This window comes from Sphingomonas aestuarii (genome assembly GCF_054457155.1).
Window position 1 is genome coordinate 421,983 of the sequence record NZ_JBTKVV010000002.1, and the last position, 22,681, is coordinate 444,663.

Consider the following 22,681-nt stretch of genomic DNA (forward strand, 5'->3'; position numbering starts at 1 on the left):
CCCGTCGAAGCCGGGTGGCAACACCCTTCGACAAGCTCAGGGTGAGCGCGGTTGGAGAGGGGGCGCGCGCAGGCATGACTTACGCTGCCTGTCCCGTCGCCTCGGTCAGGACCGAGGCGGCGAGGACGCGGATTTCATCGACGCTGATCGATTCCGGACGCTTCAACGCGCGGGTCGCGAGCGTGACGAGTTCGTCTGGGGTCAGCGTCGGCCCGGCATCGACCAGCGGATCGGTGTCGCTGGCGGCGATAAAGGGGCCTTCGACTACTGACATGCCAGGCATTCGTCATAATCCGTGCTCTCGCCCAGATCATATTTGGCGAGTTCGGAGGTGTTGTCGGCCTCGACCCCGCCCGCAAAGCCGGCGCGCTGCACCGATTTGGAGCGGAGATAATAGAGCGACTTGATCCCCAGTTCCCACGCGCGGAAATGGAGCATCAGCAGATCCCATTTGTCGACGTCGGCCGGGATGAACAGGTTGAGCGACTGCGCCTGATCGATGAACGGCGCGCGGTCGCCGGCAAGTTCGAGCAGCCAGCGCTGGTCGAGTTCGAACGACGTCTTGAACACGTCCTTTTCTTCATGGCTCAGGAAGTCGAGATGCTGGACGCTGCCGCCCTTTTCCAGAATCGAATTCCAGACATTGTCCGAATTCTTGGATTTTTCGTTGAGCAGCTTTTCCAGATACGGGTTCTTGACCGACCACGACCCCGACAGCGTCTTGTGGGTGTAGATATTGGCCGGGATCGGCTCGATGCACGCCGACGTGCCGCCGCAGATGATCGAGATCGACGCGGTGGGCGCGATCGCCATCTTGCACGAGAAGCGCTCCATCACGCCCATCTCGGCGGCGTCGGGGCAGGGGCCGCGCTCGACCGCCAGCGCCATCGACGCCTCGTTCGCCTGGCCGCTGATGTGTTTGAACATGCGCAGGTTCCACGACTTGGCCATCGCGCCTTCCATCGGCAGGCCGCGCGCCTGGAGGAAGCTGTGGAAGCCCATGACGCCCAGCCCGACCGAGCGTTCGCGTTCCGCCGAATAACGCGCGCGGGCCATCTCGTCGGGCGCGCGCTCGATATAATCGGTCAGGACGTTGTCGAGGAAGCGCATCACGTCCTCGATGAAGCGCTTGTCGCCGTTCCATTCGTCCCAGGTTTCGAGATTGAGCGACGACAGGCAGCAGACCGCGGTGCGATCATTGCCCAGATGGTCGCGGCCGGTGGGCAGCGTGATTTCCGAGCAGAGGTTGGAGGTCGAAACCTTCAGCCCCAGATCGCGGTGATGCTTGGGCATCGCCGAGTTCACATGATCGCTGAACACGATGTACGGCTCGCCGGTGGCGAGGCGGGTTTCGACCAGCTTCTGGAACAAGGCGCGCGCATCGACCTTGCCGCGCTCGGACCCGTCCTTGGGGCTGCGCAGCGTCCATTCGCCGCCCGAACGGACGCATTCCATGAATTCGTCGGGGATGAGGACGCCGTGATGGAGGTTCAGCGCCTTGCGGTTGAAGTCTCCGCTCGGTTTGCGGATTTCGAGGAATTCCTCGATTTCCGGGTGGCTCACGTCGAGATAGCAGGCCGCCGAGCCGCGACGCAGCGAGCCCTGGCTGATCGCGAGCGTCAGCGAATCCATGACGCGCACGAACGGGATGATGCCGCTGGTCTTGCCGTTCAGACCGACCGGCTCGCCGATGCCGCGCACCGCGCCCCAATAGGTGCCGATGCCGCCGCCGCGCGACGCGAGCCAAACATTCTCGTTCCAGGTCTCGACGATGCCCTCAAGGCTGTCGGGGACCGAATTGAGATAGCAGCTGATCGGCAGGCCACGCCCCGTGCCGCCGTTCGACAGCACCGGCGTCGCGGGCATGAACCACAGTTTCGAGATATAGTCGTAGAGGCGCTGCGCGTGATCGGCATCGTCGGCATAAGCCGACGCCACCCGCACGAACAGATCCTGGAACGATTCGCCGGGCAGCAGATAGCGGTCCTTCAGGGTATCCTTGCCGAATTCGGTCAGCAGCGCGTCGCGGCTGTGATCGACCTCGACCGGATAGGGCGAGGGGATTACCGACTTGCTGTCGACGGTCTTTACCGCGCCTTCGCGCTTGGGCGCGCGGGCGTTGTGGGCAGCGTCCGCGACGGGCGCTTCGGCGGTGTGGGTGGCGGTATCGTTCACGCGATCATCCTGCGTTTCCCTGAAATCCATGACTGGCCCCCGTTCCTAATTCGTTCGACTCGGGGACAAGCCCCAGTGATAGCATTTCGGACGGGGTGGAGGCCACAGAACAAATCGGGTCCGCGGCCATCGAAAGGGCGCAAAGCCAGCCCCCACCCGAAATAGCATCGCGTGGCTGGCATACCAGTGCTAGCGCTTGTCCCCCGTCGTGACCACTAGAGATTGTGGCCAAACGGCTTTCGACGCAAGCCTGTAAATCTTTTGTTCATCCAACTGTTGGTCGATGAAAAGGCTCGCTTCGTCGCGTGGCGCCATTGCCGAACCGGCCGCGACGCGCGGCGTTATGGGGGTTCCGGAAAACGCAAGCGAACAGGAATCGAACGCGAAATTTATTTCGTCGGATGAGTCCTGAATGCACCAGCAACCACAAGTGCTTGTGTTGCGGCGCGTTGGCCGACTAGCCTTTGATCGAACGGGGGTGTCCGATCCGATCCCATCCACGGTGTTGGGGGGGCGGAACGACCCGTAGCGGGGGATAATGCGATGATCTGGCACTGGCTGGCGGCGTTGGGGGCGATGGGCGCGGCGACGCCCGACGATCCGGTCACGCAGACGCGCAGCGTTACGGTCGAGGAGCGATCGGTCGCCGAGCTTCAGGCGATGATGACGCGCGGCGAGGTGTCGAGCGAGGCGATTGCCGCTGCCTATCTGGCCCGAATCGAATCGATGGATCGCAAAGGCCCGACTCTCCGCGCGATGATCGCGGTCGAACCCGGCGCGATCGCCGAAGCACGCGCGATGGACGCCGAACGCCGTGCCGGGCGGGTGCGCGGGCCGCTGCACGGCGTGCCGGTGGTGGTGAAGGACAATATCGAAACGCGTGGGGGGTTGCCGACCACCGCAGGGAGCCTGGCGCTCGCAGACAACGTCACCCGCCGCGACGCGCCGGTGGTGGCAAAGCTGCGCGCGGCAGGCGCGGTGATCCTGGGCAAGACCAACCTTTCCGAATGGGCGAACATCCGGTCGACCGAATCGATGAGCGGGTGGAGCGCGGTCGGCGGGCTGGTCAGGAACCCCTATGCGCTCGACCGGTCGGCCTGCGGATCGTCGTCGGGCACCGGGGCGGCGATCGCGGCGAGCTATGCCGCGGTCGGTGTGGGCACCGAAACCGACGGATCGGTCACCTGTCCCGCCGCCATCAACGGCCTGGTGGGGTTGAAGCCGACGATGGGCCTGATCAGCCGCACCCATATCGTGCCGATCAGCCACAGCCAGGACATTGCCGGGCCGATGGGCCGCAGCGTCGCCGATGTCGCCGCGCTGTTCTCTGCGATGATCGGCAGCGACTATGCGGATGCGACGACCAAGGACGCCGATCGCCACCGGCGCGATTATGCGGCCGATCTGTCGAGCGCGTCGCTTAAAGGCGTGCGGATCGCGGTGCTGCGTCCCACCATGTCGGACGAGATCGAAGCGCGCTACGACGCCGCGCTTGCGGTGTTGAAGGCTGAAGGCGCGGTGCTGGTCGATGCCAGGATGCCCGACTTGCCGGGCCTTGGCGACGCCGAGTTCGCGGTGCTGCTCGCGGAGTTGAAGGCCGATCTGAACGCCTATCTCGCCACCACGCCCGCCGCGGTGAAAACGCGGACGCTGGCCGATGTGATGGCGTTCAACACGCGCGAGGCCGCGCGCGAAATGCCCTATTTCGGGCAGGAAATCTTTGCGATGGCGCAAGATACCAAGGGGCTGGACGATCCGGCCTATAAGGAAGCGTTGGCCAAGGCGCGGCGACAGGCGGGGCCGCAAGGGATCGACGCGATCCTGAAAGCGGCCAATGCGCAGCTCTACGTCGCGCCGTCGAATGGCCCGGCCTGGTTGAGCGATCCGGTCCACGGCGACAATTTCGGCGGGCCGAGCGCAAGTCGGCTGGCCGCGGTATCGGGCTATCCGCACCTGACCGTGCCGATAGGGCTGGTCGATGGCTTGCCGGTCGGAATGTCCTTCATCGGCCCCGCGCACAGCGACGGGCTGCTGCTGGGCGCGGGATATGTGTTCGAACGTGCGGGCAAGTTGCGTCAGCCGCCGCGCTATCTGCCGAGCGTCGAGACGGGCGAGGGGCTGGAGGGCGCGCGATAATATTCCCAACCCGTTCGTTTCGAGCGAAGTCGAGAAACGCTTGCGCGCGCCGGAACCACGTTTCTCGACTTCGTTCGAAACAAGCGGGGGAGAGGTCGATAGGGTCCAAACTCAATCAGGAGGTCGACGTGATCGCCCGGAGCGGCGGGTGGGCAAGGAAGGTCGCGCAGACGCGTAGCGGCGCTACGCGCAAGCGGCCTGACGGCGCCCACCCGCCGCTCCGGGCGACCGCTTTGCGGCGGGCCGATTTCGGCGCCAGGCAGCGTTGCTCATCGGGCACGATGCTCAAGCATCGCGCCTTCCTCGCGCCTTGCCTGACACCAAAATCGGCTCCGTCACGTCGATCTCCTGATTGAGTTTGGACCCTAAAGCAGCGCCGCCGCTTCCCGATTGGCGCGCCGCGCGAACGACCATTGCCACGCGGTGACCAGCGGCACGATCACCAGTTCGATCGTCAGCCCGCCGAGATGACCGAAGGACGGCAAACCGACCACACCGATGCTGTATGCCCGCGACAGGCCACCCACGACCACGATCAGCGCCAGCAACCTAAGCCGTGGCCCTTTTTGCTCGATCCTGCGCATGCAGCTCAGAAATCCGATCGCGATGGCGAGCAGCAGCCCCGAAAGGTAACGGAAATGGCTGTCGAGATCGGTCGCGACATAGCCGTCCGCCATCAGCCAGCCCGGCCCCGACAGGATCGAAGTGACCGAGGCCGAAAGCGATACGGTGCAGGTTGCAGCGATCACGCCCTGAAGCAATCGGCGTTCGACCGACATTCTCACGTTGCGTCGCGCTCCAGCAGTTCGGCGCGGACATGGATGGCTTTCAGCGACATCTGAACCTCGATCAGGAACAGGATCAGCCCGATCGTGAGCACCGCCATCGACAGGATGAAGGCGAAGGCGACGATCCGTCCGATCGACAGGTTCGTCAGCGCGCCGACGAACAGCAGCGCGACGACCAGGCAGATTGCCACCGCGCTCAGCACGCAGAGCGAAAGCGCGCCGTTGATGACGGTGATCCGCCGGTCGAGCAGCCGCAATTCCCAGACGTGCCGGTCATGTTCGGGGCCGGTCGATGCCGGGTGCAGTTTTTCCAGCGTGCGCGCCCGATCGACGATGCGCGCCAGCCGCCCGGCCAGCACGTTCAGAATCGCGCCGATCCCGGCAAGCAGGAAGACGGGCGCGATCGCGGACTGGATCGTCGCGGCGACGGTCGAGATGCCGGGGGAAAATTCCATTGCGCAGCGACTATGGCGCGGGGCCGTCCCGTGCTGCAAGCCACTTGATGCTGTGGACCGATTTCCACCGGTTGGTAACGCATTTGGGCGTAGGGGCATCGGGTGATGAACGCTCCCATCGTTGCAGGCGACCGCGCCAGCTTCGCCAACCGGCACGCCGTGCTGGTGCGCGACGGGCTCTCGACGGCGATCGATGCGGTCGCCGAATGCGGCGCGCCCACGCACCGCTTCCTGCGGCATGGCTGGTTCGCTGCTGCGGTTCGGGCCTATGGTGGACGGCCGCGCACCTGGGTGGTGGAGCGCGACGGCCTGCCCGTAATCGCGTTGCCTGCCGTATCGGTCGGCCCTCGGGGCCTGAAGATGGCGATGGTCGCGGGCAGCTATTGGCCGTTTCGCAGTTTCCCCGTGGCGGGGGAGGCGGGGCCGGGCGCGTTCGATGCGCTGCTGGATGCGGTCGCGCGCGATACTCGCGTGCTGCGATTCGGGCCGGTCTATGATGGCGATCCGGCACTCGAAGGATTGCGCGCCGCGGCCGAGCGGTGCGGCTGGCGCGCGGTGTCGCGCTTCGTCGCCGAAAGCTTCGTGCTCGACATGGCCGGACTGCGCGCCGAGGGGACCTGGCCGCGCAACTCGACGCTGCGCAAGAACCGCTTTCACGAAAAGCATCTGGGCGAACATGGCCCGCTCGACTGGCGTTTCGTGCATGACGCGGGCTGGGACGAGGCGGCATTCGATGCACTCGCCGATATCGAACGCGGCAGCTGGATCGGCGAACGGACCGATGGGCGCGACGCCAAGTTCGCCAGCGACGCGCATGGCCATTTCTGGCGGCTGGCGGCGGCGGACCCGGTGATCGCCGGCGCGATGTGGGCGGCGGTGCTCCGCGTCGATGGCAAGCCCGCGGCATTCTCGTTCGACCTCAACGCCGGCGACCTGAAATACGCCATCGCCAACAGCTACCTGCCCGCCTACGCCAAGCATTCGCCGGGGAAATTGCTTTATTACCGCAATCTGGTCCGTGCGCTGGGCGACGGCATCACGCGCGTCGATTGGGGCGCAGGCGACAGCGGCTACAAGCGCACCATCGGCGCCGAGGATGGCCCCGCGATCCGCGACTGGCTGTTCGTGCGACCGGGGATTGCGGGTATCGCGGCGGATGCATTGGGATGGGCTTGGGCGCGAAGTGGGCATAGACCTGCGGTCTGATCAGACTCGCAAATAGCGGAAATACCAGACTTCGTGGCCCTTGCGCCGCGCCTTGCGTTCGTAACGCGTTTCCGGCCAGTCGGCGGGGCGGGTCAGGAAATCCTGCGCAGATGCCGCCTGCCATTCGAAATCGCGGCGCTGGTCCATCACCATCATCGACCAGCGGCAATAGGTCGGGTCGTCGGTGCCCAGACGGAACTCGCAGCCCGGTTTCAGCTTGGCGGCGATCAGGTCCATCGGACCGTGATTCATCATCCGGCGCTTGGCGTGCCGCGCCTTGGGCCAGGGGTCGGGATGGAGCAGATACACGCGGCTCAAACTCGCATCTGGAAAACGCTCGAGCACTTCCAGCGCGTCGCCCATATGGATGCGGACATTGCTGAGGTCGCGGTCGCGGACATGGGTCAGCGCGCCGACCACGCCGTTGATAAAGGGCTCGCAGCCGATAAAGCCGTGGTCGGGCCGTGCTTCGGCCTGGCCCGCGAGATGCTCGCCGCTGCCGAAGCCGATCTCGAATTCGAGCGGGCGCCGCGATCCAGGGGCGTCGCCGAACAGCAACGTCGCGTCGAGCGCGCCGGTTTCGGGGACTTCCAGCTTGGGCAGCAATTCCTCGACGAGCGCGGCCTGGCCGGTGCGCAATTTATGGCCCTGTCGTCGGCCGTAAAGGCGGCGGATGGTGGTGGGATCGTTCATTTCGCGCGTCCCTTAGTCTCCAGAGTTGGCCATGTCCAAGGCGATGCCCATCAGGAATGATACTGATCCGGATCAGTCGGGGGACCTTTGCCTGTTGCTGCGTGTTGCATGTCCGAACCCATACAGGAGGGCATCATGGCCGGCGAGCAATTCAAGACCGTAAAAGGCAATGGCGGAGAGACGCACCAGCAGGCGAGCGGAGACGCGGCGGTGCTGACGACCAACCACGGCGTTCCGATCAGCGACAACCAGAACAGCCTGAAATCCGGCGCACGGGGACCGACGCTGCTCGAAGACTTCGTCCTGCGCGAAAAAATCTTCCACTTCGATCACGAGCGTATTCCCGAACGCATCGTCCATGCCCGCGGATCGGGCGCGCACGGCGTGTTCGAGGCGACCGACGATATTTCCGACCTGTCCCGCGCGGCGGTGTTCAAAAAGGGCGAGAAGACGGAGGTGTTCGTGCGCTTCTCGACGGTCGCGGGCGGTGCCGGATCGGTCGATACGCCGCGCGACGTGCGCGGCTTCGCCGTCAAATTCTACACCAAGGAAGGCAATTGGGATCTGGTCGGCAACAACATCCCGGTGTTTTTCATCCAGGATGCGATCAAGTTCCCCGACCTGGTCCATTCGGTGAAGATGGAGGCCGATCGCGCCTATCCCCAGGCCGGCAGTGCGCACGACACGTTCTGGGACTGGGCCAGCCTGATGCCGGAGACGACCCACATGCTGATGTGGGCGATGTCCGACCGCACGTTGCCGCGTAGCTTGCGCATGATGGAAGGCTTCGGCGTCCACACGTTCAAGCTGGTGAACGAGAAGGGCAAGGCGAGCTTCGTCAAATTCCACTGGAAGCCGGTGCTCGGCATCCAGTCGACGATCTGGGACGAGGCGCTGAAATTGCAGGCCGCGGACAACGACTATCACCGCCGCGACCTGTTCGAGGCGATCGACGGCGGCGACTTCCCGGAATGGGAACTGGGCATTCAGGTGTTCGACGAAGCCTTTGCCGAGGCGCAGCCCTATGACGTGCTCGACGCGACCAAACTGATCCCCGAGGACGATATTCCCGTGCGAATCATCGGCAAGATGACGCTCAACCGCAATGTCGACAATTTCTTTGCCGAGACCGAGCAGGTCGCGTTCCTGCCGTCGAACATCGTGCCCGGCATCGATTTCTCGAACGATCCGCTGCTCCAGGGACGGCTGTTCAGCTATCTCGACACGCAGAAGTCGCGGCTGGGGACGACCAATTTCCACCAGATTCCGGTCAATGCGCCCAAATGCCCGATGCATAATTTCCAGCGCGACGGAATGATGCAGACGATGGTGCCCAAGGGGCGCGCGAACTATGAACCCAACAGCCTGGCCGAGCATGGCGAAGAAGGCGGCCCGCGTGAGAGCGCGGCCAAGGGCTTCGTCACCGTCGATGCCGCGACCGGATCGGACGAGAGCGGTGAGAAGCTGCGCGTGCGTGCCGAACTGTTCGCCGACCATTACAGCCAGGCCCGGCTGTTCTGGAAATCGCAGGACGACCATGAAAAGGCACATATCGCGTCGTCCTTCGTTTTCGAACTCTCGAAGGTCGGACTCGAACAGGTGCGCCCGCGGATGGTCGCCAATCTGCGCAATGTCGATGAGGAACTGGCGAAGCGCGTTGCCGACGGGCTGGCCATCGACCTGCCATCGAAAGCAAAGGCCGCGCGCGAGCCTGTGGACATGAAGCCGAGCGATGCACTGTCGATCCACAAGAACATGAAGGCGACACTGGAGGGCCGCAAGGTCGGCATCCTGATCGCCAATGGTTCGGACGGCGCGGAGATCGACAAGGTGAAGGCCGCGGTCGAAAAGGCGGGCGGCACGGTGATGATCGTCGCGCCCAAGGTCGGCGGCGCGAAGCTGGCCGATGGCAAGATGCGCGCAGCGGACGGGCAGTTGGCGGGCACGCCCAGCCAGATCTTCGACGCGGTGGCGATCATCCTGTCGGCGGACGGCGCCAAGGCGCTGACCAAGGAAGGCGCGGCGGTGCAGTTCGCGATGGATGCGTTCGGTCACCTGAAGGCAATCGGTGCCAATGACGGCGCGCAGGCGCTGCTCGACAAGGCGGGCGTCGAGCCGGATGCGGGCGTCACCGATCTGGGCGGCTTCGTCGAGGCGGCGAAACATCGCTTCTACGATCGCGAGCCCGGCGTGCGCATGCTCGCGTGACGAAAAAGACCAGGGCGGAACAGGCGGCGCGCGATACCAGGCGCGCCGCCACGCGTGTGGAAAAGGCCGATATCGCGATCGGTCACGCGGCAGCGCGCTATCAGGATCATCCGGCGGTTAAGGCGCTGGGTGCCGTCAGCGAAATTGCCGATCAACCGCCGCTGATCGCGCTTTCGGTGGCGACATTGGCTGTGGGGCTGGTGCGCGACGATGCACGGCTGGCGCAGACGGGTGCGCGGATGCTGGCGAGCCATCTGGTCGCGACCGCGATCAAGACGCTGATCAAACAGCGCGTCGATCGCGCGCGCCCCGGAGCGTTCACCACGCATCACCAACATCGGATCACGCCGGGTGATACCGACGACGGGCCGATGAACAGCTTTCCCTCAGGGCATACCGCAGGCGCGGTCGCGGTGACGCGGGCGATCGCGCGCGAATATCCCGCCACCAACACGTCCGCCGCACTGGGCGCGGCAGCGATCGCCGCGATCCAGCCGGTGCGCGGCACGCATTTCCCGATCGACATCGCAGCAGGTGCGATCGTCGGGCTGGCCAGCGAATGGCTGGTCGCGCGCGCGTTCGAAAAGGCTGCGATCGATGGCAAGCGATGACGTCATCGCGCGCCTGACCGCCGAAATGGCGGCGGCAGCGCAAGCACAGGATTTCGAGCGCGCAGCGGCGCTCCGCAACGAGATCGCGGTGCGGCGGCAGGCAGCGGGTGGCGACGCCGCCGACGCCGATTTCGCCGGGCTCAAACGCCAGCAGCCCGGCGCGATGGGTATTGGGTCGGAACGGCCCAAGCGTGATGCGCCGGAAGGGTGGACCCGTCCGAAGAAGCCCGATCCGATGACGACGGGTCGCAGTCGACGGCGGTGAAGCGCGGTCCGATGCCAGCGCAATTTTCCTAATCGAATCAAATAGTTGAAATATCTCAAATTTCGCGATCGCCTCATCGTGTGCTACGATGCGAAACGCGATAATTTATCACATTTGAGGCTTTTTGTCGCTATGACCGCCACCGTGCCCAAGGAATCGACCCGCCGCTGGCTCGCTGGTTTGGCCATTACGCTAACGACCGTTATCGCGCTGTTCGGATTTTGGCGTTTATCGCCCGGTCTTACGTTTCTTATCGCTTGTGTTGCCCTCGTCGGGTTGATCATTTCGTTTTGGATCGCCGGGAAAGACGGTTAGTCGAATTTGGGCGCTATCACTCGCATTACTGAGCGGCCGCCTCGGACGAGCTTCCATTGACCATCGACCTGCACTTCACGCGCTTCGATGCGGATCGTCATCCGAACGCCCTCTTTCATCTGGGCAGGAAACCCTCTGTCCTGAATTGCTTGGAGAACCTTCGCGTCACGCATCACAGCGTCAAATTCTGCGAGGCCGTCTGGCTTGAAGGTCCATGAACGCGGTGTGTGAACCAACGCAGGTTTGACGAGAACAACGTCTAACACTGTCTGCGTGATCCGCTCCTGCACCCCTTCTTCTTCGAGGGCGAATACTCCTCCCGCTATCGGAAATTCAGAGCTTTCTACTGAAACAATGGGGTCAGAGTCGGGTCGCTCTTTGATCGCTACCGAAGTAATTGCTCTCTCACGTTCCATCGTCCGGAAAAATTTCTGCTTTGCCGTTTCAAGCGCCAAGCTCTTGTTGAGTTTATCTTCGATGCGCTTGTCCCGCTCACGGTCTTCTTGAGTATAAGCATCACCGAAATAGGCGTCGTAAGTGGGATAGGCCGTCGTAATGGTGAAGGCAGCGAGCCCTACAACCATTCTTCTAGATCGCGGATTTCGCTCCCGGCCTTTTGCTAGACGATCTAGTTTCGGCTCTACGTTGCGCTCAAACCAATCCGCAATGACATTATAGACCGCGCTGCTCTGGTCGACGTTAACTAGTTGAACTCGAACGTCACTATTCGGGTCAATGGCTTGAGCCGCAGCGCGTAAGGTCTCAACCCAAGCGATTGCGGCAGCCGATATAATTTCAAGATCGGCGGTAGCCCCTTTCTTTAACCCGAAATACAGGCTGATCGTTTCTTCCGACATTAGCTCCCCCTGCGGGAAGCTAAGCGGATTCAGGCCCTTGCGTCAAACAGGTGTGCGAAGAGATAGCGTCGAACAAGTGCGGGTTGACGGGGGTGAGCATGTGTGTCGCATGCAAGAAAGGCCCGCGCTCCACCCATCTCGGGGACCGGTAGCGCAGGCCTTTTCATTTCGGCCGAGTGCGTGAGGCTTACGCCGCCAGCGCAGCCTTCAGATCATCGACCAGATCGGTCTTTTCCCAGGGGAAGAAATCGCCGTCCGCCTTGCGGCCGAAATGGCCATAGGCGGCGGTGCGGGCGTAGATCGGCTTGTTGAGGCCGAGGTGCAGGCGGATGCCGCGTGGGGTCAGGCCACCCAGCTTTTCGATGCGGGCGATGGCTTCCTCGATCTTGTCGTCGCCGACGGTGCCGGTGCCGTGGGTGTCGACATAGAGCGACAGCGGCTTGGACACGCCGATCGCATAGGCGAGCTGGATGGTGCAGCGCTGCGCCAGGCCCGCCGCGACGATGTTCTTCGCCAGATACCGGGTGATGTACGCGGCCGAGCGATCGACCTTGGTCGGATCCTTGCCCGAAAACGCGCCGCCGCCGTGCGGGGCCGCACCGCCATAAGTGTCGACGATGATCTTGCGCCCGGTCAGGCCCGCATCGCCATCGGGTCCACCGATCACGAAGCTGCCGGTCGGGTTGATGTGATATTCGGTTTCGTCCGACAGCAATTCGGCCGGGATCACCTTGGCGACCACCGCCTTCACATAGGCCTTCAGCTCGGCTTCCTGCTCGCCCTGGTCGTATCCTTCGGAGTGCTGGGTCGACACGACGATGGCGGTGCAGGCGACGGCCTTGCTGCCTTCGTAACGCAGCGTCACCTGGCTCTTGGCGTCGGGCTCGAGGAAGGGGGCCGCGCCCGAATGGCGATCGGTGGCCATGGCCTGCAGGATCTTGTGGCTGTAATCGAGCGTCGCGGGCATCAGGTCGGGGGTGTCGTTGGCGGCATAGCCGAACATGATCCCCTGATCGCCGGCGCCTTCGTCCTTGTTGCCCGATGCGTCCACGCCCTGCGCGATGTGCGCGGATTGTCCATGCAGGTTGTTTTCAAAGCGCAGCGTCTGCCAGTGAAAGCCGTCCTGCTCGTACCCGATCCGCTTTACCGTATCGCGAACCGTCTGTTCGACGCGGTCGAGAATGCCGGGCGCCCATTCGCCGTTTTCGTAAATCCCCTTGCCGCGGATTTCACCGGCCAGAACCACGAGCTGGGTGGTGGTCAGCGTTTCGCAGGCGACGCGCGCTTCGGGATCGATGCCCAGGAACAGATCGACGATCGCGTCCGAAATCTGGTCGGAAACCTTGTCCGGGTGGCCTTCGGAAACCGATTCGGACGTGAAGAGATAATTGGAACGCATGTGTTTTCCTTGTGTGGGACCAGAGGAAAGCCGGGCCGTTGCCATGCCTGATATAAAGCTTTCCTTATATGGCGTTCCTAACGCCTTGCGCGGCGGAACGCAAATGCGATCGCGATCAGGAGGAGTGCCGACAGGATCACCATCCAGTTGCCGACGCGCGCGAAGATGGTGGGCTCGCGAGGCGCGGGCAGGGGGACTTCGATCGCGCCCTCGACACCCCTCGGGATTGCCGCGATCAGCTCGCCCTTCGCGCCGATGACGGCGGAGATGCCGGTAGGGGTGGAACGCAGGATCGGCAGCCCTTCCTCGATCGCGCGCATCCGCGCCTGCGCCAGATGCTGGGGCGGGCCGGTATAGCCGAACCAGGCGTCGTTCGACGGGTTGAACAGGAATTGCGGGCGTGCCGCATCGTTCACGACCTGGCCGGAAAAGATGATCTCGTAACAGATTTGCATCCCCGCCAGACCGATGCCGGGGATCGACAGATTGGCCGGACCGGGGCCGGGGAGGAAATCGATGTCGCCCATGACGAGCCGCGACAGGCCGAGCGGCTGGAGGATCGAGCGCATCGGCAGATACTCGCCGTAGGGCACCAGATGCGCCTTGTCATAGCGGCCCGCCAGTTCGCCCGAGGGCGCAATCGCGAACACCGAATTGCCCGCGCCATCGAGTTCGCCGTCCGCACCGAAGATCAGCGCGGTCCCGCCGACCAGTGCGATGTCCCGCTCGCCCAGCCGCGCGGCAATGCGGGCGCGGATGACGGCGGGGGAGACGCCTTCATACCATTCGAACGGGTAATCGTCCTCCAGATAGTAATTCACCGTCCCCTCGGGCCAGGCGAGGATGCGGGGATAGGGGGCCGGGCCGCCACTCAGGCTCAACTGGCGCTGGAAGACATCTTCCTTGTAGCCCGGCGTGCCGACATTTTCCTGACCGATATTGGGCTGGACCACGCGGACGCGCGCGTGGTCGGCAGCATAGTTGGGCTGCGCGCCAGGCTGGACGAAGAATGACGCGACTACCGGGACCGCGACGATCGCGCCCAATCGCCAGCGAAGCCCCGCCGCCAGCAACAGCCCCCCGCCGCTCGCCAGCACGACAAGACCGGAAAGCGCATAGGTGCCGATGAAACTCGCGATCTGCGCGACGCCGGGGGCAAGCCAGACCATGCCCAGCGGATTCCAGCTATACCCCGTGAACATCGACGCGCGCAGCCATTCGGTCACGATCCACGCGCTTGCGAACACCAGCACATAGCGTTCGTCGGGTGGCCCGCCAGTCACGCGCCCCCAGCGCCAGGCCAGCCCTGCGGCGGCGGCGGGATAAACGGCGAGGTAGAGCGCCAGCAGAACCACCGCGCCATAGCCAAGCTCGGGCGGCATTTCCTGCTGATAGTCGAAGGCGTGCTGGATCCAGCTATTGCCGAGCGTGAAATGCGCGACGCCGAACAACCAGCCGATCAGGAGCGCGCGTTTGAAGCTGGGTGCGTCATGGACCAGCCACAGCAACACCGCGACCGCAACCAGCGTAACCGGCCACCAGTCGGTCGGCGCAAATCCCAGCGCGGAGGCGAAGCCCGAGGCGATGGCGAGCAGCGGAGCGGTCCAGGATCGACGCATGGCTGGCGCTATTGCCGGGAAGCGGGCGTCGCGCAAGGCTTGGCACGCGGGAGCCGAGGCCCTACCTAAGCGTATTAGTCGCTTAATCCACTTGAGGAGCGCCCGATGGCCGAGCCGATCACCGTCGATATTCCCCACAAACTGGGCCGCGAAGGCGCGCGCGCGCGGATTTCGGGCGGGGTGGGCAAGATCGCCGATCTGATCCCCGGCGGCGCGTTGACCGACAATCGCTGGGACGGCGATACGCTCTATTTTACGATCGAGGGCATGGGCCAGCGCGTGGCGAGCCGATTGGATGTGGCGGAGGATGTGGTGAAGGCAACGGTGGACCTGCCGCCCTTCCTGGCGATGTTCGCGAACAAGATCCGCGAGAAGCTGGCGGACAATGGGACCAAGTTGCTGAAATAGGGCTGGTAACCACCCACGAACGGAGTGGGGGAGGGCGTTGGGAACCCCTTGCGCTGCTCCGCATTGATGCGGCGGGCAGTAAAGGGAGTGAACCATGACCGGTTGGGCTGCCAAGGCCGCGATCTGGTTGATCGGCATATCGTTGATCGGATTGAGCACCGGCTATGTGCTGGGCGGTTTTGCCGTGGGGCGCGACACGCACCGTGTCTATTACGGATATCACATGCCCGATGCGGGCACGGCGGAAGCGTCGGTCGCGCTCCTTGCCGAGCGTGACCGGCTCGCGTCGATCGCGAGCGATGCCGCGCTTCGCTGAATCCCCTTTCAATCGCTGAATTGACACGAGCCGTCCCGCCGCACTAGGGGCGCGACCAGATGGTTCTCCCCTAACCGGGAGCGAAGAGGGAAGCCGGTGCGATACCGGCGCTGTGCCCGCAACTGTAAGCCGGGAGCTTACGGCCACTTAGTCACTGGTGCCCAAACACCGGGAAGACGGCCGCAAAGCGACGATCGGCGAGCCAGGAGACCTGCCATCGCGTCGTTCACCCGTGGCCGGGTTCAGCCATTCGGGGACGGAGCGTTCGCGCATCCTTCGAAACGACAGTCATGGCCGCTAGTCGCACCGGGCAACCGGTGGGCCGGATATTGTCGTTGCTGCCCCGCCGTCTCGACCGCGGATGGGGCGAAGGAAGTCACAAGTGAAGCAATTTTCGTCTGACCATGATCTCACCGCCTTGACGCCTACCGTCTTTGCGAGCGTAGCGAAGCAATCCAGCAGCGGATCGCGCCGAAGGGCTGGATTGCTTCGCGCTGCTCGCAATGACGGTGCGGCTTGGCTGCAATATGCCCTGTTCGCGCTGCCCGTCGCCGCGCTGTTCCCCGCCATCGCCTCCGCCCAGCCCGCCAGCGAAGGCTGGCGCGACGAACAGAGCGTCACCGTCACCGCCGCGCGCACTGCACGCGATACTGACGAAACCCCGCAATCGGTGAGCGTGCTGACCGAGCAGGATATTGAAACCCGCCAGTCGGCCACGGTCCTCGACCTGCTGCGCACGCTGCCCGGTCTGACCACCACGACCAGCGGCGGTCCGGGTGCGATCGGGACGGTCAACATCCGCGGTGCCGAAAGCGACCATACGCTGGTGCTGATCGACGGGGTGAAGATCAACGATCCCGCCTCCACCGGCGGCGGCTATAATTTCGGGACGCTGCTGACCGGCAATATCGAGCGGATCGAGGTGGTGCGCGGGCCACGTTCGGTGCTGTACGGCAGCCAGGCGATCGGCGGGGTCGTCAACCTCATCACCCGCGCGCCGCAACCCGGCGAGGGCGTCGTCGTCAACGCGCGGGCCGAAGCGGGCGGTCGCGAAACCTATAACGCGGTCGGCAACGTCGCGGCCTCGCTGGGTCCGGTCGCGGCGAGCCTGGGCGGCGGCTGGTACAAGACCGATGGCTTTTCCGCGTTCAACGAAGCGCGCGGCGGGATCGAGCGCGACGGATACGAACAATGGCACGCCAATGGCCGCGTCGCGGTTGCGCTGGGTGAGAATGCGGGGATCGACCTGCGCGGATCGATCGCCGACGGGCGCACCGATATCGACGGGTTTACGCCGAGTTTTACGTTCGGCGATACCCTCCAATATGGCGATCAGCGTGACATCACCGGCTATGCGGGCGTGAATTTCGCATTCGGACCGCTCAAGAACCGGGTCGGCTATGCAATCACGCGGGTCGAGCGGACCGATTACGATCCCGAGGGCTTCCTCCCCATCACCTATGATTCGGTCGGCACCAACGAGCGGCTGGAATATCAGGGGGTGGCGACCTTCGATTGGGCGGAGGCCGTGTTCGGCGCAGAGCGCGAATGGTCGCGGTTCGATTCCGACAGTTTCGGCACGGTGGGCAGCGGCCGCGCAACGCTGGACAGCTTTTATGGCGAGCTGACCGCCAAGCCGGTTCGCGGTCTGACGCTGTCGGGCGGCGTGCGCCACGATGAACATAACCGTTTTGGCGGGGCGACGACGGTGTCGGCGGGGGGCGTGTTCACCCCCAATGATGGCGCGACCCGCATCCGCGCGAGTTACGGCGAGGGGTTCAAGGTGCCGTCCCTCTATCAACTCTACAGCAATGTCGGGAACGACGCGCTCCAGCCCGAAACGTCGGAAAGCTGGGAAGTCGGCATCGACCAGCGCTTCATGGATGGCGCGGTCGAGGTCGGCGCGGTGTATTTCCGCCGCGATACCGAAAACCAGATCGATTACATATCGTGCTTCACCGCCAGCCCCCCGCCGATCTGCGACGGCGCACCGGACCGATTCGGCTATTACGACAATCTGCGCCTGACACGGGCAGAAGGAGTCGAGTTCACGCTTGGGCTTAAGCCCGTCGATCGACTGTCGGTGGTCGGACAGTATAGCTTCGTCGATGCAAAGGACCGCGAAACCGGCAACGAACTCGCCCGCCGTCCGCGCCATTCGGTCAGCGCGGTCGTCGATTATGTCTGGCCGTTCGGGCTGAGCACCGGCGCGACGATCACCCATATCGGCGACCGGTTCGACAATGCTGCCAATACCACGCGCGTCGATGGCCATGCGCTGGTCGATCTCCGCGCGAGCTTCCCGGTAACTGCCAACATCGAAGTCTATGGTCGCGTCGAAAATCTGTTCGACGAACGCTATGAGGTGGTCGCGACCTATGGCACGCCGGGCCGTGCGGCGTTCGGAGGGGTGCGGATCAAATTGTGAAAGCCGGGCTGGCGATCCTGATCGGGGTTTTGGGAAGTGCGGGTTGCGTGCCGCAACCATCGGCTGACCCTGTCCTGCCCGACCGCCCGATGCGGATCGTCAGCCTGGATTATTGCGCCGACCAATATGTGCTGAAGCTGGTCGAGCGCGACCGGATCGCCGCGGTCTCGCCCGACGCCGACCGCGATTTCAGCTATATGCGCGCCGCCGCGGTCGGCGTTCCCAGCGTGAGTCCGCGCGCCGAGGATGTGCTGGTGCTCAAACCCGATCTGGTCATCCGTTCCTATGGCGGTGGTCCGGATGCGGCGGCGATGTTTGCGCGGGCGGGCGTGCCGGTGCTCCAGATCGGCTATGCGAACGACTTGAAGGCAGTGCGCCAGGTGCTGGTGGAGACCGCGATCGGGCTGGGCGAGGGCGCAAAGGGCGCGGCGCTGGCGGCCGACATGGACCGGCGTCTGTCGGCGCTGCCGCCACCCGATGCGCGGCGGCCGAGCGCGCTCTACGTCACGCCGGGCGGGGTTACGTCCGGCCCCGGCGGTCTGGTGGACGAGATGATGCGCGTCGCGGGCTACGACAATTTCGAAGCCGCGCCCGGCTGGCGCACACTGCCGCTCGAACGGCTGGCGCATGAGGGGCCGGACCTGATCGCCAGTGCCAGTTTCTGGAATGCCCCGCCCGACCGGTGGAGCGCGGCGCGGCATCCGATCGTCGCGCGGGCGATGCGCGACACGCCGGTCGTGCCCATCGAAGGCGCGTGGACGGCCTGCGGCGGCTGGTTTCTGGTCGATGCGGTCGAGGCGTTGGCGAAGGCGCGGCGGCAATGACGCGCGGACTGAACCTGTGGCTCGGCGCGGGTGGGCTGGTCGCGATCCTGGCGGCGTGTCTTCTGGGTTCGACGCCGCTGCCGCCCGAGCGGATGCTCGCGGCGCTCATCGGGACAGGCGACATCGCCGACCGGGTCATCGTGTGGGAAATCCGCTTGCCGCGCGCGCTCGCGGCGTGGCTGGTCGGTGGCGCCTTGGGCGCGAGCGGTGCGGCGCTGCAAGGACTGCTCCGCAACCCGCTGGCCGAACCCGGGGTGTTGGGGGTGAGTGCGTCGAGTGCGCTTGCCGCGACGATCACGCTCCATTTCGGGTTCGCTGCCTTGTCGCCTTTCGTCCTGCCGCTTGCCGCGATTGCGGGAGCGTGCGCGGCAACGGCGTTGCTCGCGGCGGCAGCGATCCGGGCGCAGTCGATGACGACGCTGATCCTGATCGGGGTCGGGCTGTCGAGCTTTGCCGCCGCACTGATGTCACTGCTGATGAACCTCGCGCCCAATCCGTTCACGCTGGCGGACATGGTCAACTGGATGATGGGATCGGTCGCCAATCGCGGCCTGCCCGACATCGCGCTGGGGCTGCCGTTTCTGGCGGTCGGGCTGGGGCTGCTTTATGCGACGCGGCGCGGGCTGTCGGCGCTGACCCTGGGTGAAGAAGCGGCGGCGGGCATCGGGCTGAACGTCCGGCGTCAGCGGCTGGCGACGGTGTTGGGCGCCGGGGTTGCGACCGGCGCGTCGGTGGCGATTGCGGGCGCGATCGGCTTTGTCGGGATCGTCGCGCCGCATCTCGTGCGCCCCTGGGTGGGCCATGATCCGGCGCGCAGCCTGGTGCCGTCGGCATTGCTTGCCGGGCTGTTCCTGGTGCTCGCCGATATCGTCGTGCGCGTCATGCCCGGCGAGAACGAACTGAAGCTGGGCGTCGTCGCCGCACTGGTCGGTGCGCCCATCTTCCTGCTGATCGCGGTGCGGCGACGGGGACTGGCATGACCCTGACCGCACACGGGATCAGCGTCGAGGTGGGCGGTGCAACCTTGGTGGCGGATGCCGGCCTGACGGTCGCGCCCGGCGAACTGGTCGTGTTGTTGGGACCGAACGGGGCGGGCAAGACCAGCTTGTTGCGGGCTGCGCTGGGGCTGATCGACGCGAGCGGCAGCGCCACGCTGAACGGCCATTCGACCGCATCGATGCCCGCTGCCGCCCGTGCGCGGGCGCTGTCCTATCTGCCGCAGATGCGTCCGCTCGCCTGGCCCGCGCGGGTGCGTGACGTGGTGGCGCTGGGGCGGTTTGCGCATGGGGTGACGTTGGGGCGGCTATCGCCGCGCGATGCCGGGGCGGTCGATACGGCGCTCGTCCGCTGCGATCTGATTCCGCTGGCCGACCGGGCGACCGATACGCTGTCGGGGGGCGAACTGGCGCGGGTGCATCTGGCGCGCGCGCTGGCGGCGGAGGCGCCGCTGATCGTTGCCGACGAACCGGTGGCGGCACTCGATCCACGGCATCAGCACCGGGTGATGGGCCTGCTGCGCGATTTCGTGCGCGGCGGCGGCGGGGCGCTGGCGGTGTTGCACGATCTGGCGCTGGCGGCGGCCTATGCCGATCGGCTGGTGTGGATGAAGGATGGCCGCGTTGTCGCCGACGGATCAGTGCGAGAGACGATGACGGTGGAGCGCATCGCGCAGGTTTACGGCGTGCGCGCGCGGATTATCGATGGCGATGTGATGATCGACGGAGCGATCTGATCAGACCGTGAAACTCTCACCGCAGCCGCACGCGCCCTTGGCGTTGGGGTTGGTGAACACGAAGCCGGCGGTGAAATCGTCCTCGACCCAGTCCATCGTCGATCCGATCAGATACAGCACCGACGCGCCGTCGACGAAGAAACTGCCGCCGGGCGTCTCGATCCGCTCGTCCATCGGGTTGGCCTCGGTCACATAATCGACCGAATAGGCGAGGCCCGAACAGCCCCGGCGCGGGGTCGACAGCTTGACCCCGATCGCACCTTCGGGTGCGCGCGCCATCAGTTCGGCGACTCTGGCTTCCGACGAAGCCGTCAAAATAATCGCCGCCGGGCGGTTGCGGGTCTGGGTCGTCGTCATCGTCTTCTCCATGTGTCCCGACAGAGGAGCCTGGGTCACGCCGCCAACACTGCCCCCCTGTGGGCGTGGCTGCGGTTCCTCGATCCCGATCCGGCGGTGGGGTTGTTGCACCCGCTTCGCCGCCGGATCGGACTTTTTCAGAGCATTCCCAGTTCCAGTTTCGCGTCGTCCGACATCTTTTGCGGATCCCAGGGCGGATCCCAGACGAGGTTGACCTCCGACGCACCGACGCCGGGCACCGCGCCGACGCGCAGTTCGACCTCGGCAGGCATCGATTCGGCGACCGGGCAATGCGGGGTCGTCAGCGTCATCGTCACGATCGCGTGATTGTCGGGACCGATTTCGACGCCGTAGATCAGGCCCAGATCATAGATGTTGACCGGGATTTCGGGGTCGTAGATTTCCTTGATCGCCGCGATCACCGCTTCGTAGAGTTCGCCGCCGGGCTCAGTGCCGTCAAGCGGTTCGGGCTTCTTGGCAAGGAAACCTTCGAGGTAATCGCGCTTGCGCTCGAAGGTCTCGCGCGCCGCATCCTCCACTCGCGCCTTGGGCGGGGCGATGACGGCATCGACTTCCTCGACAGCGATTTTGCTTTGCTCGTTCATCCGAAAATCTTTCGTACTCGGTTCAGTCCGGCGACCAGCCGGTCGATGTCATTTTCATCGTTATACACGCCGAAGCTCGCCCGCGCGGTTGCGGGGACACCGAGCAGGTCCATCAGCGGCTGCGCGCAGTGGTGCCCGGCGCGGATCGCCACGCGTTCCTCGTCCAATATGGTACCGACATCGTGGGGATGAACCCCCTCCACCGCAAAGCTGACGATGCCCGCCGCATCCTCCGGCCCGAACAGGCGGATGCTGCTGAGCGACGACAGCGCATCGCGGGTCTTCGCGACGAGCGCAGTTTCGTGCGCGTGGATACGGTCGAGCCCGATCGCGTCGACATAATCGATCGCGGCATGGAGCCCGAGCACGCCGACGATGTGTGGCGTACCGGCTTCGAACCGCGCAGGCGGCGGGGCGTAGGTCGTCTTTTCGAAGGTCACCCGGTCGATCATTGCGCCGCCGCCCTGTACGGGCATCGTCGCCTCCAGCAGCTCAGCACGGCCCCATAGCACGCCAATGCCGGTCGGGCCGTACAGCTTGTGGCCGGAGAAGACGTAGAAATCGCAGTCGAGCGCCTGCACATCGACCGCAATGCGCGGGACTGCCTGGCAGCCGTCGAGCAACAGCTTTGCGCCAACGCCGTGCGCAAGGTCCGCGGCCCGGCGGGCGTCGAGGACCGAGCCGAGCACGTTCGACACATGCGCCAGCGCGACCAGCTTGTGCTGGGGCGTGAGCATCGACTCCATCGCGTCGAGGTCGATGCGGTGGTCGTCGGTCAGCGGCACGACGTCGATGTGCGCGCCGATCCGCTCCGCCACCATCTGCCACGGCACGATGTTCGAATGATGCTCCAGTGCCGACAACAGGATGCGGTCGCCGGATTTCAGGTGCTGCGCGGCCCAGCCCTGCGCGACGAGGTTGATCCCCTCGGTCGCACCGCGGACGAAGACGATTTCGTCGGGCGTTGGCGCGTTGAGGAAGGTCGCGACGCGGCGGCGTGCGGCTTCATAGGCAAGCGTCATGTCCGCCGAGCGCTGATACACGCCGCGATGCACGGTGGCATAGCTCGTGTCGTATCCGCGCGTGATCGCGTCGATGACTTGGGCAGGTTTCTGCGCGGTGGCGGCGGTGTCGAGATACGCCCAGCCGTCCGGGATCGCCGGGAAATCGGCGAGCAGGTCGAGGGGGCGGGTGTCGAGTTGGAGGTCAATCACGCGCCAACCTCCCCGTTCGTTTCGAGCGAAGTCGAGAAACATGTTCCGAGCATCCAGCAAGCGTTTCTCG

General features: G+C 64.9%; 23 protein-coding genes and 1 riboswitch. Of the genes, 12 read left to right on the top strand and 11 right to left on the bottom strand.

All coding sequences use genetic code 11. The annotated features are described in order from the left end of the window. Window positions 1–79: 79 nt before the first annotated feature. Together ACX0GZ_RS05250 and ACX0GZ_RS05255 are read right to left on the bottom strand one after the other, a co-directional pair. Window positions 80–274 carry a hypothetical protein gene (locus tag ACX0GZ_RS05250; protein WP_458814080.1) on the bottom strand — a complete coding sequence of 65 codons (195 nt, stop codon included), beginning with the start codon at window positions 272–274 and terminating at the stop codon, window positions 80–82. Then, complete coding sequence (locus tag ACX0GZ_RS05255; protein ID WP_458814082.1) at window positions 265–2,205, bottom strand: ribonucleoside-diphosphate reductase subunit alpha; 1,941 nt, start codon at window positions 2,203–2,205, stop codon at window positions 265–267. Before ACX0GZ_RS05255 ends, ACX0GZ_RS05250 begins: the two co-directional genes overlap by 10 nt. 513 nt (window positions 2,206–2,718) lie before the next feature. Between ACX0GZ_RS05255 and ACX0GZ_RS05260 the strand changes: the two genes are divergently transcribed. After that, a complete protein-coding gene (locus ACX0GZ_RS05260) occupies window positions 2,719–4,311 on the top strand; it encodes an amidase (RefSeq protein WP_458814084.1) in 1,593 nt (530 codons plus the stop codon). Window positions 4,312–4,676: 365 nt separating this feature from the next. Here ACX0GZ_RS05260 and ACX0GZ_RS05265 read toward each other — a convergent pair whose 3' ends face one another. Together ACX0GZ_RS05265 and ACX0GZ_RS05270 are read right to left on the bottom strand one after the other, a co-directional pair. After that, the gene (locus tag ACX0GZ_RS05265) at window positions 4,677–5,090 is read right to left on the bottom strand and encodes a DUF4345 domain-containing protein (protein WP_458814086.1); all 414 of its coding nucleotides are present in this window, start codon (window positions 5,088–5,090) and stop codon (window positions 4,677–4,679) included. Window positions 5,091–5,092: 2 nt separating this feature from the next. Continuing rightward, complete coding sequence (locus ACX0GZ_RS05270; RefSeq protein WP_458814088.1) at window positions 5,093–5,554, bottom strand: DUF2721 domain-containing protein; 462 nt, start codon at window positions 5,552–5,554, stop codon at window positions 5,093–5,095. A gap of 105 nt (window positions 5,555–5,659) precedes the next feature. Here ACX0GZ_RS05270 and ACX0GZ_RS05275 point away from each other — a divergent pair, with 105 nt between their 5' ends. Then, on the top strand, window positions 5,660–6,760 hold the full coding sequence (locus ACX0GZ_RS05275) for a GNAT family N-acetyltransferase (RefSeq protein ID WP_458814090.1): 1,101 nt from the start codon (window positions 5,660–5,662) through the stop codon (window positions 6,758–6,760). Here ACX0GZ_RS05275 and trmB read toward each other — a convergent pair whose 3' ends face one another. Further along, window positions 6,761–7,453: a tRNA (guanosine(46)-N7)-methyltransferase TrmB gene (gene trmB / locus ACX0GZ_RS05280; RefSeq protein WP_458814092.1), complete on the bottom strand. Its 693-nt coding sequence runs from the start codon at window positions 7,451–7,453 to the stop codon at window positions 6,761–6,763. A 108-nt stretch (window positions 7,454–7,561) separates the two neighbouring features. Here trmB and ACX0GZ_RS05285 point away from each other — a divergent pair, with 108 nt between their 5' ends. Genes ACX0GZ_RS05285 through ACX0GZ_RS05300 form a run of 4 tightly spaced genes read left to right on the top strand, consistent with a single transcriptional unit; the run spans window position 7,562 to window position 10,852 of the window. Next, window positions 7,562–9,661, top strand: coding sequence for a catalase (locus ACX0GZ_RS05285; RefSeq protein ID WP_458814094.1), 2,100 nt, complete (start codon window positions 7,562–7,564; stop codon window positions 9,659–9,661). After that, window positions 9,658–10,272: a phosphatase PAP2 family protein gene (locus tag ACX0GZ_RS05290; RefSeq protein WP_458814096.1), complete on the top strand. Its 615-nt coding sequence runs from the start codon at window positions 9,658–9,660 to the stop codon at window positions 10,270–10,272. Before ACX0GZ_RS05285 ends, ACX0GZ_RS05290 begins: the two co-directional genes overlap by 4 nt. After that, a complete protein-coding gene (locus ACX0GZ_RS05295) occupies window positions 10,259–10,537 on the top strand; it encodes a UvrB/UvrC motif-containing protein (RefSeq protein ID WP_458814098.1) in 279 nt (92 codons plus the stop codon). The genes ACX0GZ_RS05290 and ACX0GZ_RS05295 overlap by 14 nt, the downstream gene beginning before the upstream one ends. Before the next feature lie 45 nt (window positions 10,538–10,582). After that, on the top strand, window positions 10,583–10,852 hold the full coding sequence (locus tag ACX0GZ_RS05300; RefSeq protein ID WP_458814100.1) for a hypothetical protein: 270 nt from the start codon (window positions 10,583–10,585) through the stop codon (window positions 10,850–10,852). On the opposite strand, the gene ACX0GZ_RS05305 is transcribed toward ACX0GZ_RS05300, so the two are convergent. The 3 genes from ACX0GZ_RS05305 to lnt all read right to left on the bottom strand — a co-directional run bounded on the left by ACX0GZ_RS05305 (window position 10,849) and on the right by lnt (window position 14,727). After that, on the bottom strand, window positions 10,849–11,709 hold the full coding sequence (locus ACX0GZ_RS05305; protein WP_458814102.1) for a hypothetical protein: 861 nt from the start codon (window positions 11,707–11,709) through the stop codon (window positions 10,849–10,851). The two genes, ACX0GZ_RS05300 and ACX0GZ_RS05305, sit on opposite strands and share 4 nt — an antisense overlap. A 187-nt stretch (window positions 11,710–11,896) precedes the next feature. Then, the gene (gene metK, locus ACX0GZ_RS05310) at window positions 11,897–13,108 is read right to left on the bottom strand and encodes a methionine adenosyltransferase (protein ID WP_458814104.1); all 1,212 of its coding nucleotides are present in this window, start codon (window positions 13,106–13,108) and stop codon (window positions 11,897–11,899) included. Window positions 13,109–13,185: 77 nt separating this feature from the next. Continuing rightward, the gene (lnt, locus tag ACX0GZ_RS05315; protein ID WP_458814106.1) at window positions 13,186–14,727 is read right to left on the bottom strand and encodes an apolipoprotein N-acyltransferase; all 1,542 of its coding nucleotides are present in this window, start codon (window positions 14,725–14,727) and stop codon (window positions 13,186–13,188) included. A 105-nt stretch (window positions 14,728–14,832) separates the two neighbouring features. Here lnt and ACX0GZ_RS05320 point away from each other — a divergent pair, with 105 nt between their 5' ends. The 6 genes from ACX0GZ_RS05320 (at window position 14,833) to ACX0GZ_RS05345 (ending at window position 20,435) form a co-directional block, all read left to right on the top strand. Next, window positions 14,833–15,135: a polyhydroxyalkanoic acid system family protein gene (locus ACX0GZ_RS05320; RefSeq protein WP_458814108.1), complete on the top strand. Its 303-nt coding sequence runs from the start codon at window positions 14,833–14,835 to the stop codon at window positions 15,133–15,135. Between the two features lie 94 nt (window positions 15,136–15,229). Then, the gene (locus ACX0GZ_RS05325) at window positions 15,230–15,451 is read left to right on the top strand and encodes a hypothetical protein (protein ID WP_458814110.1); all 222 of its coding nucleotides are present in this window, start codon (window positions 15,230–15,232) and stop codon (window positions 15,449–15,451) included. Between the two features lie 43 nt (window positions 15,452–15,494). Beyond that, window positions 15,495–15,684: riboswitch (cobalamin riboswitch) on the top strand. Between the two features lie 251 nt (window positions 15,685–15,935). Beyond that, entirely contained in the window at window positions 15,936–17,879 is a 1,944-nt protein-coding gene (locus ACX0GZ_RS05330) for a TonB-dependent receptor plug domain-containing protein (RefSeq protein ID WP_458814112.1), read from the top strand. A gap of 47 nt (window positions 17,880–17,926) precedes the next feature. Next, a complete protein-coding gene (locus tag ACX0GZ_RS05335; protein ID WP_458814114.1) occupies window positions 17,927–18,703 on the top strand; it encodes an ABC transporter substrate-binding protein in 777 nt (258 codons plus the stop codon). Further along, window positions 18,700–19,683, top strand: coding sequence for a FecCD family ABC transporter permease (locus ACX0GZ_RS05340; RefSeq protein ID WP_458814116.1), 984 nt, complete (start codon window positions 18,700–18,702; stop codon window positions 19,681–19,683). The genes ACX0GZ_RS05335 and ACX0GZ_RS05340 overlap by 4 nt, the downstream gene beginning before the upstream one ends. After that, window positions 19,680–20,435: an ABC transporter ATP-binding protein gene (locus ACX0GZ_RS05345; RefSeq protein WP_458814118.1), complete on the top strand. Its 756-nt coding sequence runs from the start codon at window positions 19,680–19,682 to the stop codon at window positions 20,433–20,435. The genes ACX0GZ_RS05340 and ACX0GZ_RS05345 overlap by 4 nt, the downstream gene beginning before the upstream one ends. Here the strand turns inward: ACX0GZ_RS05345 and ACX0GZ_RS05350 are convergent, their stop codons facing one another. The 3 genes from ACX0GZ_RS05350 to ACX0GZ_RS05360 form a co-directional block, all read right to left on the bottom strand. Further along, entirely contained in the window at window positions 20,436–20,792 is a 357-nt protein-coding gene (locus tag ACX0GZ_RS05350) for a HesB/IscA family protein (RefSeq protein WP_458814120.1), read from the bottom strand. A gap of 137 nt (window positions 20,793–20,929) precedes the next feature. Beyond that, entirely contained in the window at window positions 20,930–21,397 is a 468-nt protein-coding gene (locus ACX0GZ_RS05355) for an SUF system Fe-S cluster assembly protein (RefSeq protein ID WP_458814122.1), read from the bottom strand. After that, window positions 21,394–22,611 carry a cysteine desulfurase gene (locus ACX0GZ_RS05360; RefSeq protein WP_458814124.1) on the bottom strand — a complete coding sequence of 406 codons (1,218 nt, stop codon included), beginning with the start codon at window positions 22,609–22,611 and terminating at the stop codon, window positions 21,394–21,396. The genes ACX0GZ_RS05355 and ACX0GZ_RS05360 overlap by 4 nt, the downstream gene beginning before the upstream one ends. Between the last annotated feature and the right edge of the window lie 70 nt (window positions 22,612–22,681).

Coding starts and splice junctions, on each gene's coding strand:
- ACX0GZ_RS05345 (WP_458814118.1), top strand. CDS start 19,680: ATGACCCTGACCGCACACGGGATCAGCGTCGAGGTGGGCGGTGCAACC.
- trmB (WP_458814092.1), bottom strand. CDS start 7,453: ATGAACGATCCCACCACCATCCGCCGCCTTTACGGCCGACGACAGGGC.
- lnt (WP_458814106.1), bottom strand. CDS start 14,727: ATGCGTCGATCCTGGACCGCTCCGCTGCTCGCCATCGCCTCGGGCTTC.
- ACX0GZ_RS05250 (WP_458814080.1), bottom strand. CDS start 274: ATGTCAGTAGTCGAAGGCCCCTTTATCGCCGCCAGCGACACCGATCCG.
- ACX0GZ_RS05260 (WP_458814084.1), top strand. CDS start 2,719: ATGATCTGGCACTGGCTGGCGGCGTTGGGGGCGATGGGCGCGGCGACG.
- ACX0GZ_RS05350 (WP_458814120.1), bottom strand. CDS start 20,792: ATGACGACGACCCAGACCCGCAACCGCCCGGCGGCGATTATTTTGACG.
- metK (WP_458814104.1), bottom strand. CDS start 13,108: ATGCGTTCCAATTATCTCTTCACGTCCGAATCGGTTTCCGAAGGCCAC.
- ACX0GZ_RS05305 (WP_458814102.1), bottom strand. CDS start 11,709: ATGTCGGAAGAAACGATCAGCCTGTATTTCGGGTTAAAGAAAGGGGCT.
- ACX0GZ_RS05265 (WP_458814086.1), bottom strand. CDS start 5,090: ATGTCGGTCGAACGCCGATTGCTTCAGGGCGTGATCGCTGCAACCTGC.
- ACX0GZ_RS05295 (WP_458814098.1), top strand. CDS start 10,259: ATGGCAAGCGATGACGTCATCGCGCGCCTGACCGCCGAAATGGCGGCG.
- ACX0GZ_RS05325 (WP_458814110.1), top strand. CDS start 15,230: ATGACCGGTTGGGCTGCCAAGGCCGCGATCTGGTTGATCGGCATATCG.
- ACX0GZ_RS05355 (WP_458814122.1), bottom strand. CDS start 21,397: ATGAACGAGCAAAGCAAAATCGCTGTCGAGGAAGTCGATGCCGTCATC.
- ACX0GZ_RS05340 (WP_458814116.1), top strand. CDS start 18,700: ATGACGCGCGGACTGAACCTGTGGCTCGGCGCGGGTGGGCTGGTCGCG.
- ACX0GZ_RS05270 (WP_458814088.1), bottom strand. CDS start 5,554: ATGGAATTTTCCCCCGGCATCTCGACCGTCGCCGCGACGATCCAGTCC.
- ACX0GZ_RS05320 (WP_458814108.1), top strand. CDS start 14,833: ATGGCCGAGCCGATCACCGTCGATATTCCCCACAAACTGGGCCGCGAA.
- ACX0GZ_RS05255 (WP_458814082.1), bottom strand. CDS start 2,205: ATGGATTTCAGGGAAACGCAGGATGATCGCGTGAACGATACCGCCACC.
- ACX0GZ_RS05275 (WP_458814090.1), top strand. CDS start 5,660: ATGAACGCTCCCATCGTTGCAGGCGACCGCGCCAGCTTCGCCAACCGG.
- ACX0GZ_RS05285 (WP_458814094.1), top strand. CDS start 7,562: ATGTCCGAACCCATACAGGAGGGCATCATGGCCGGCGAGCAATTCAAG.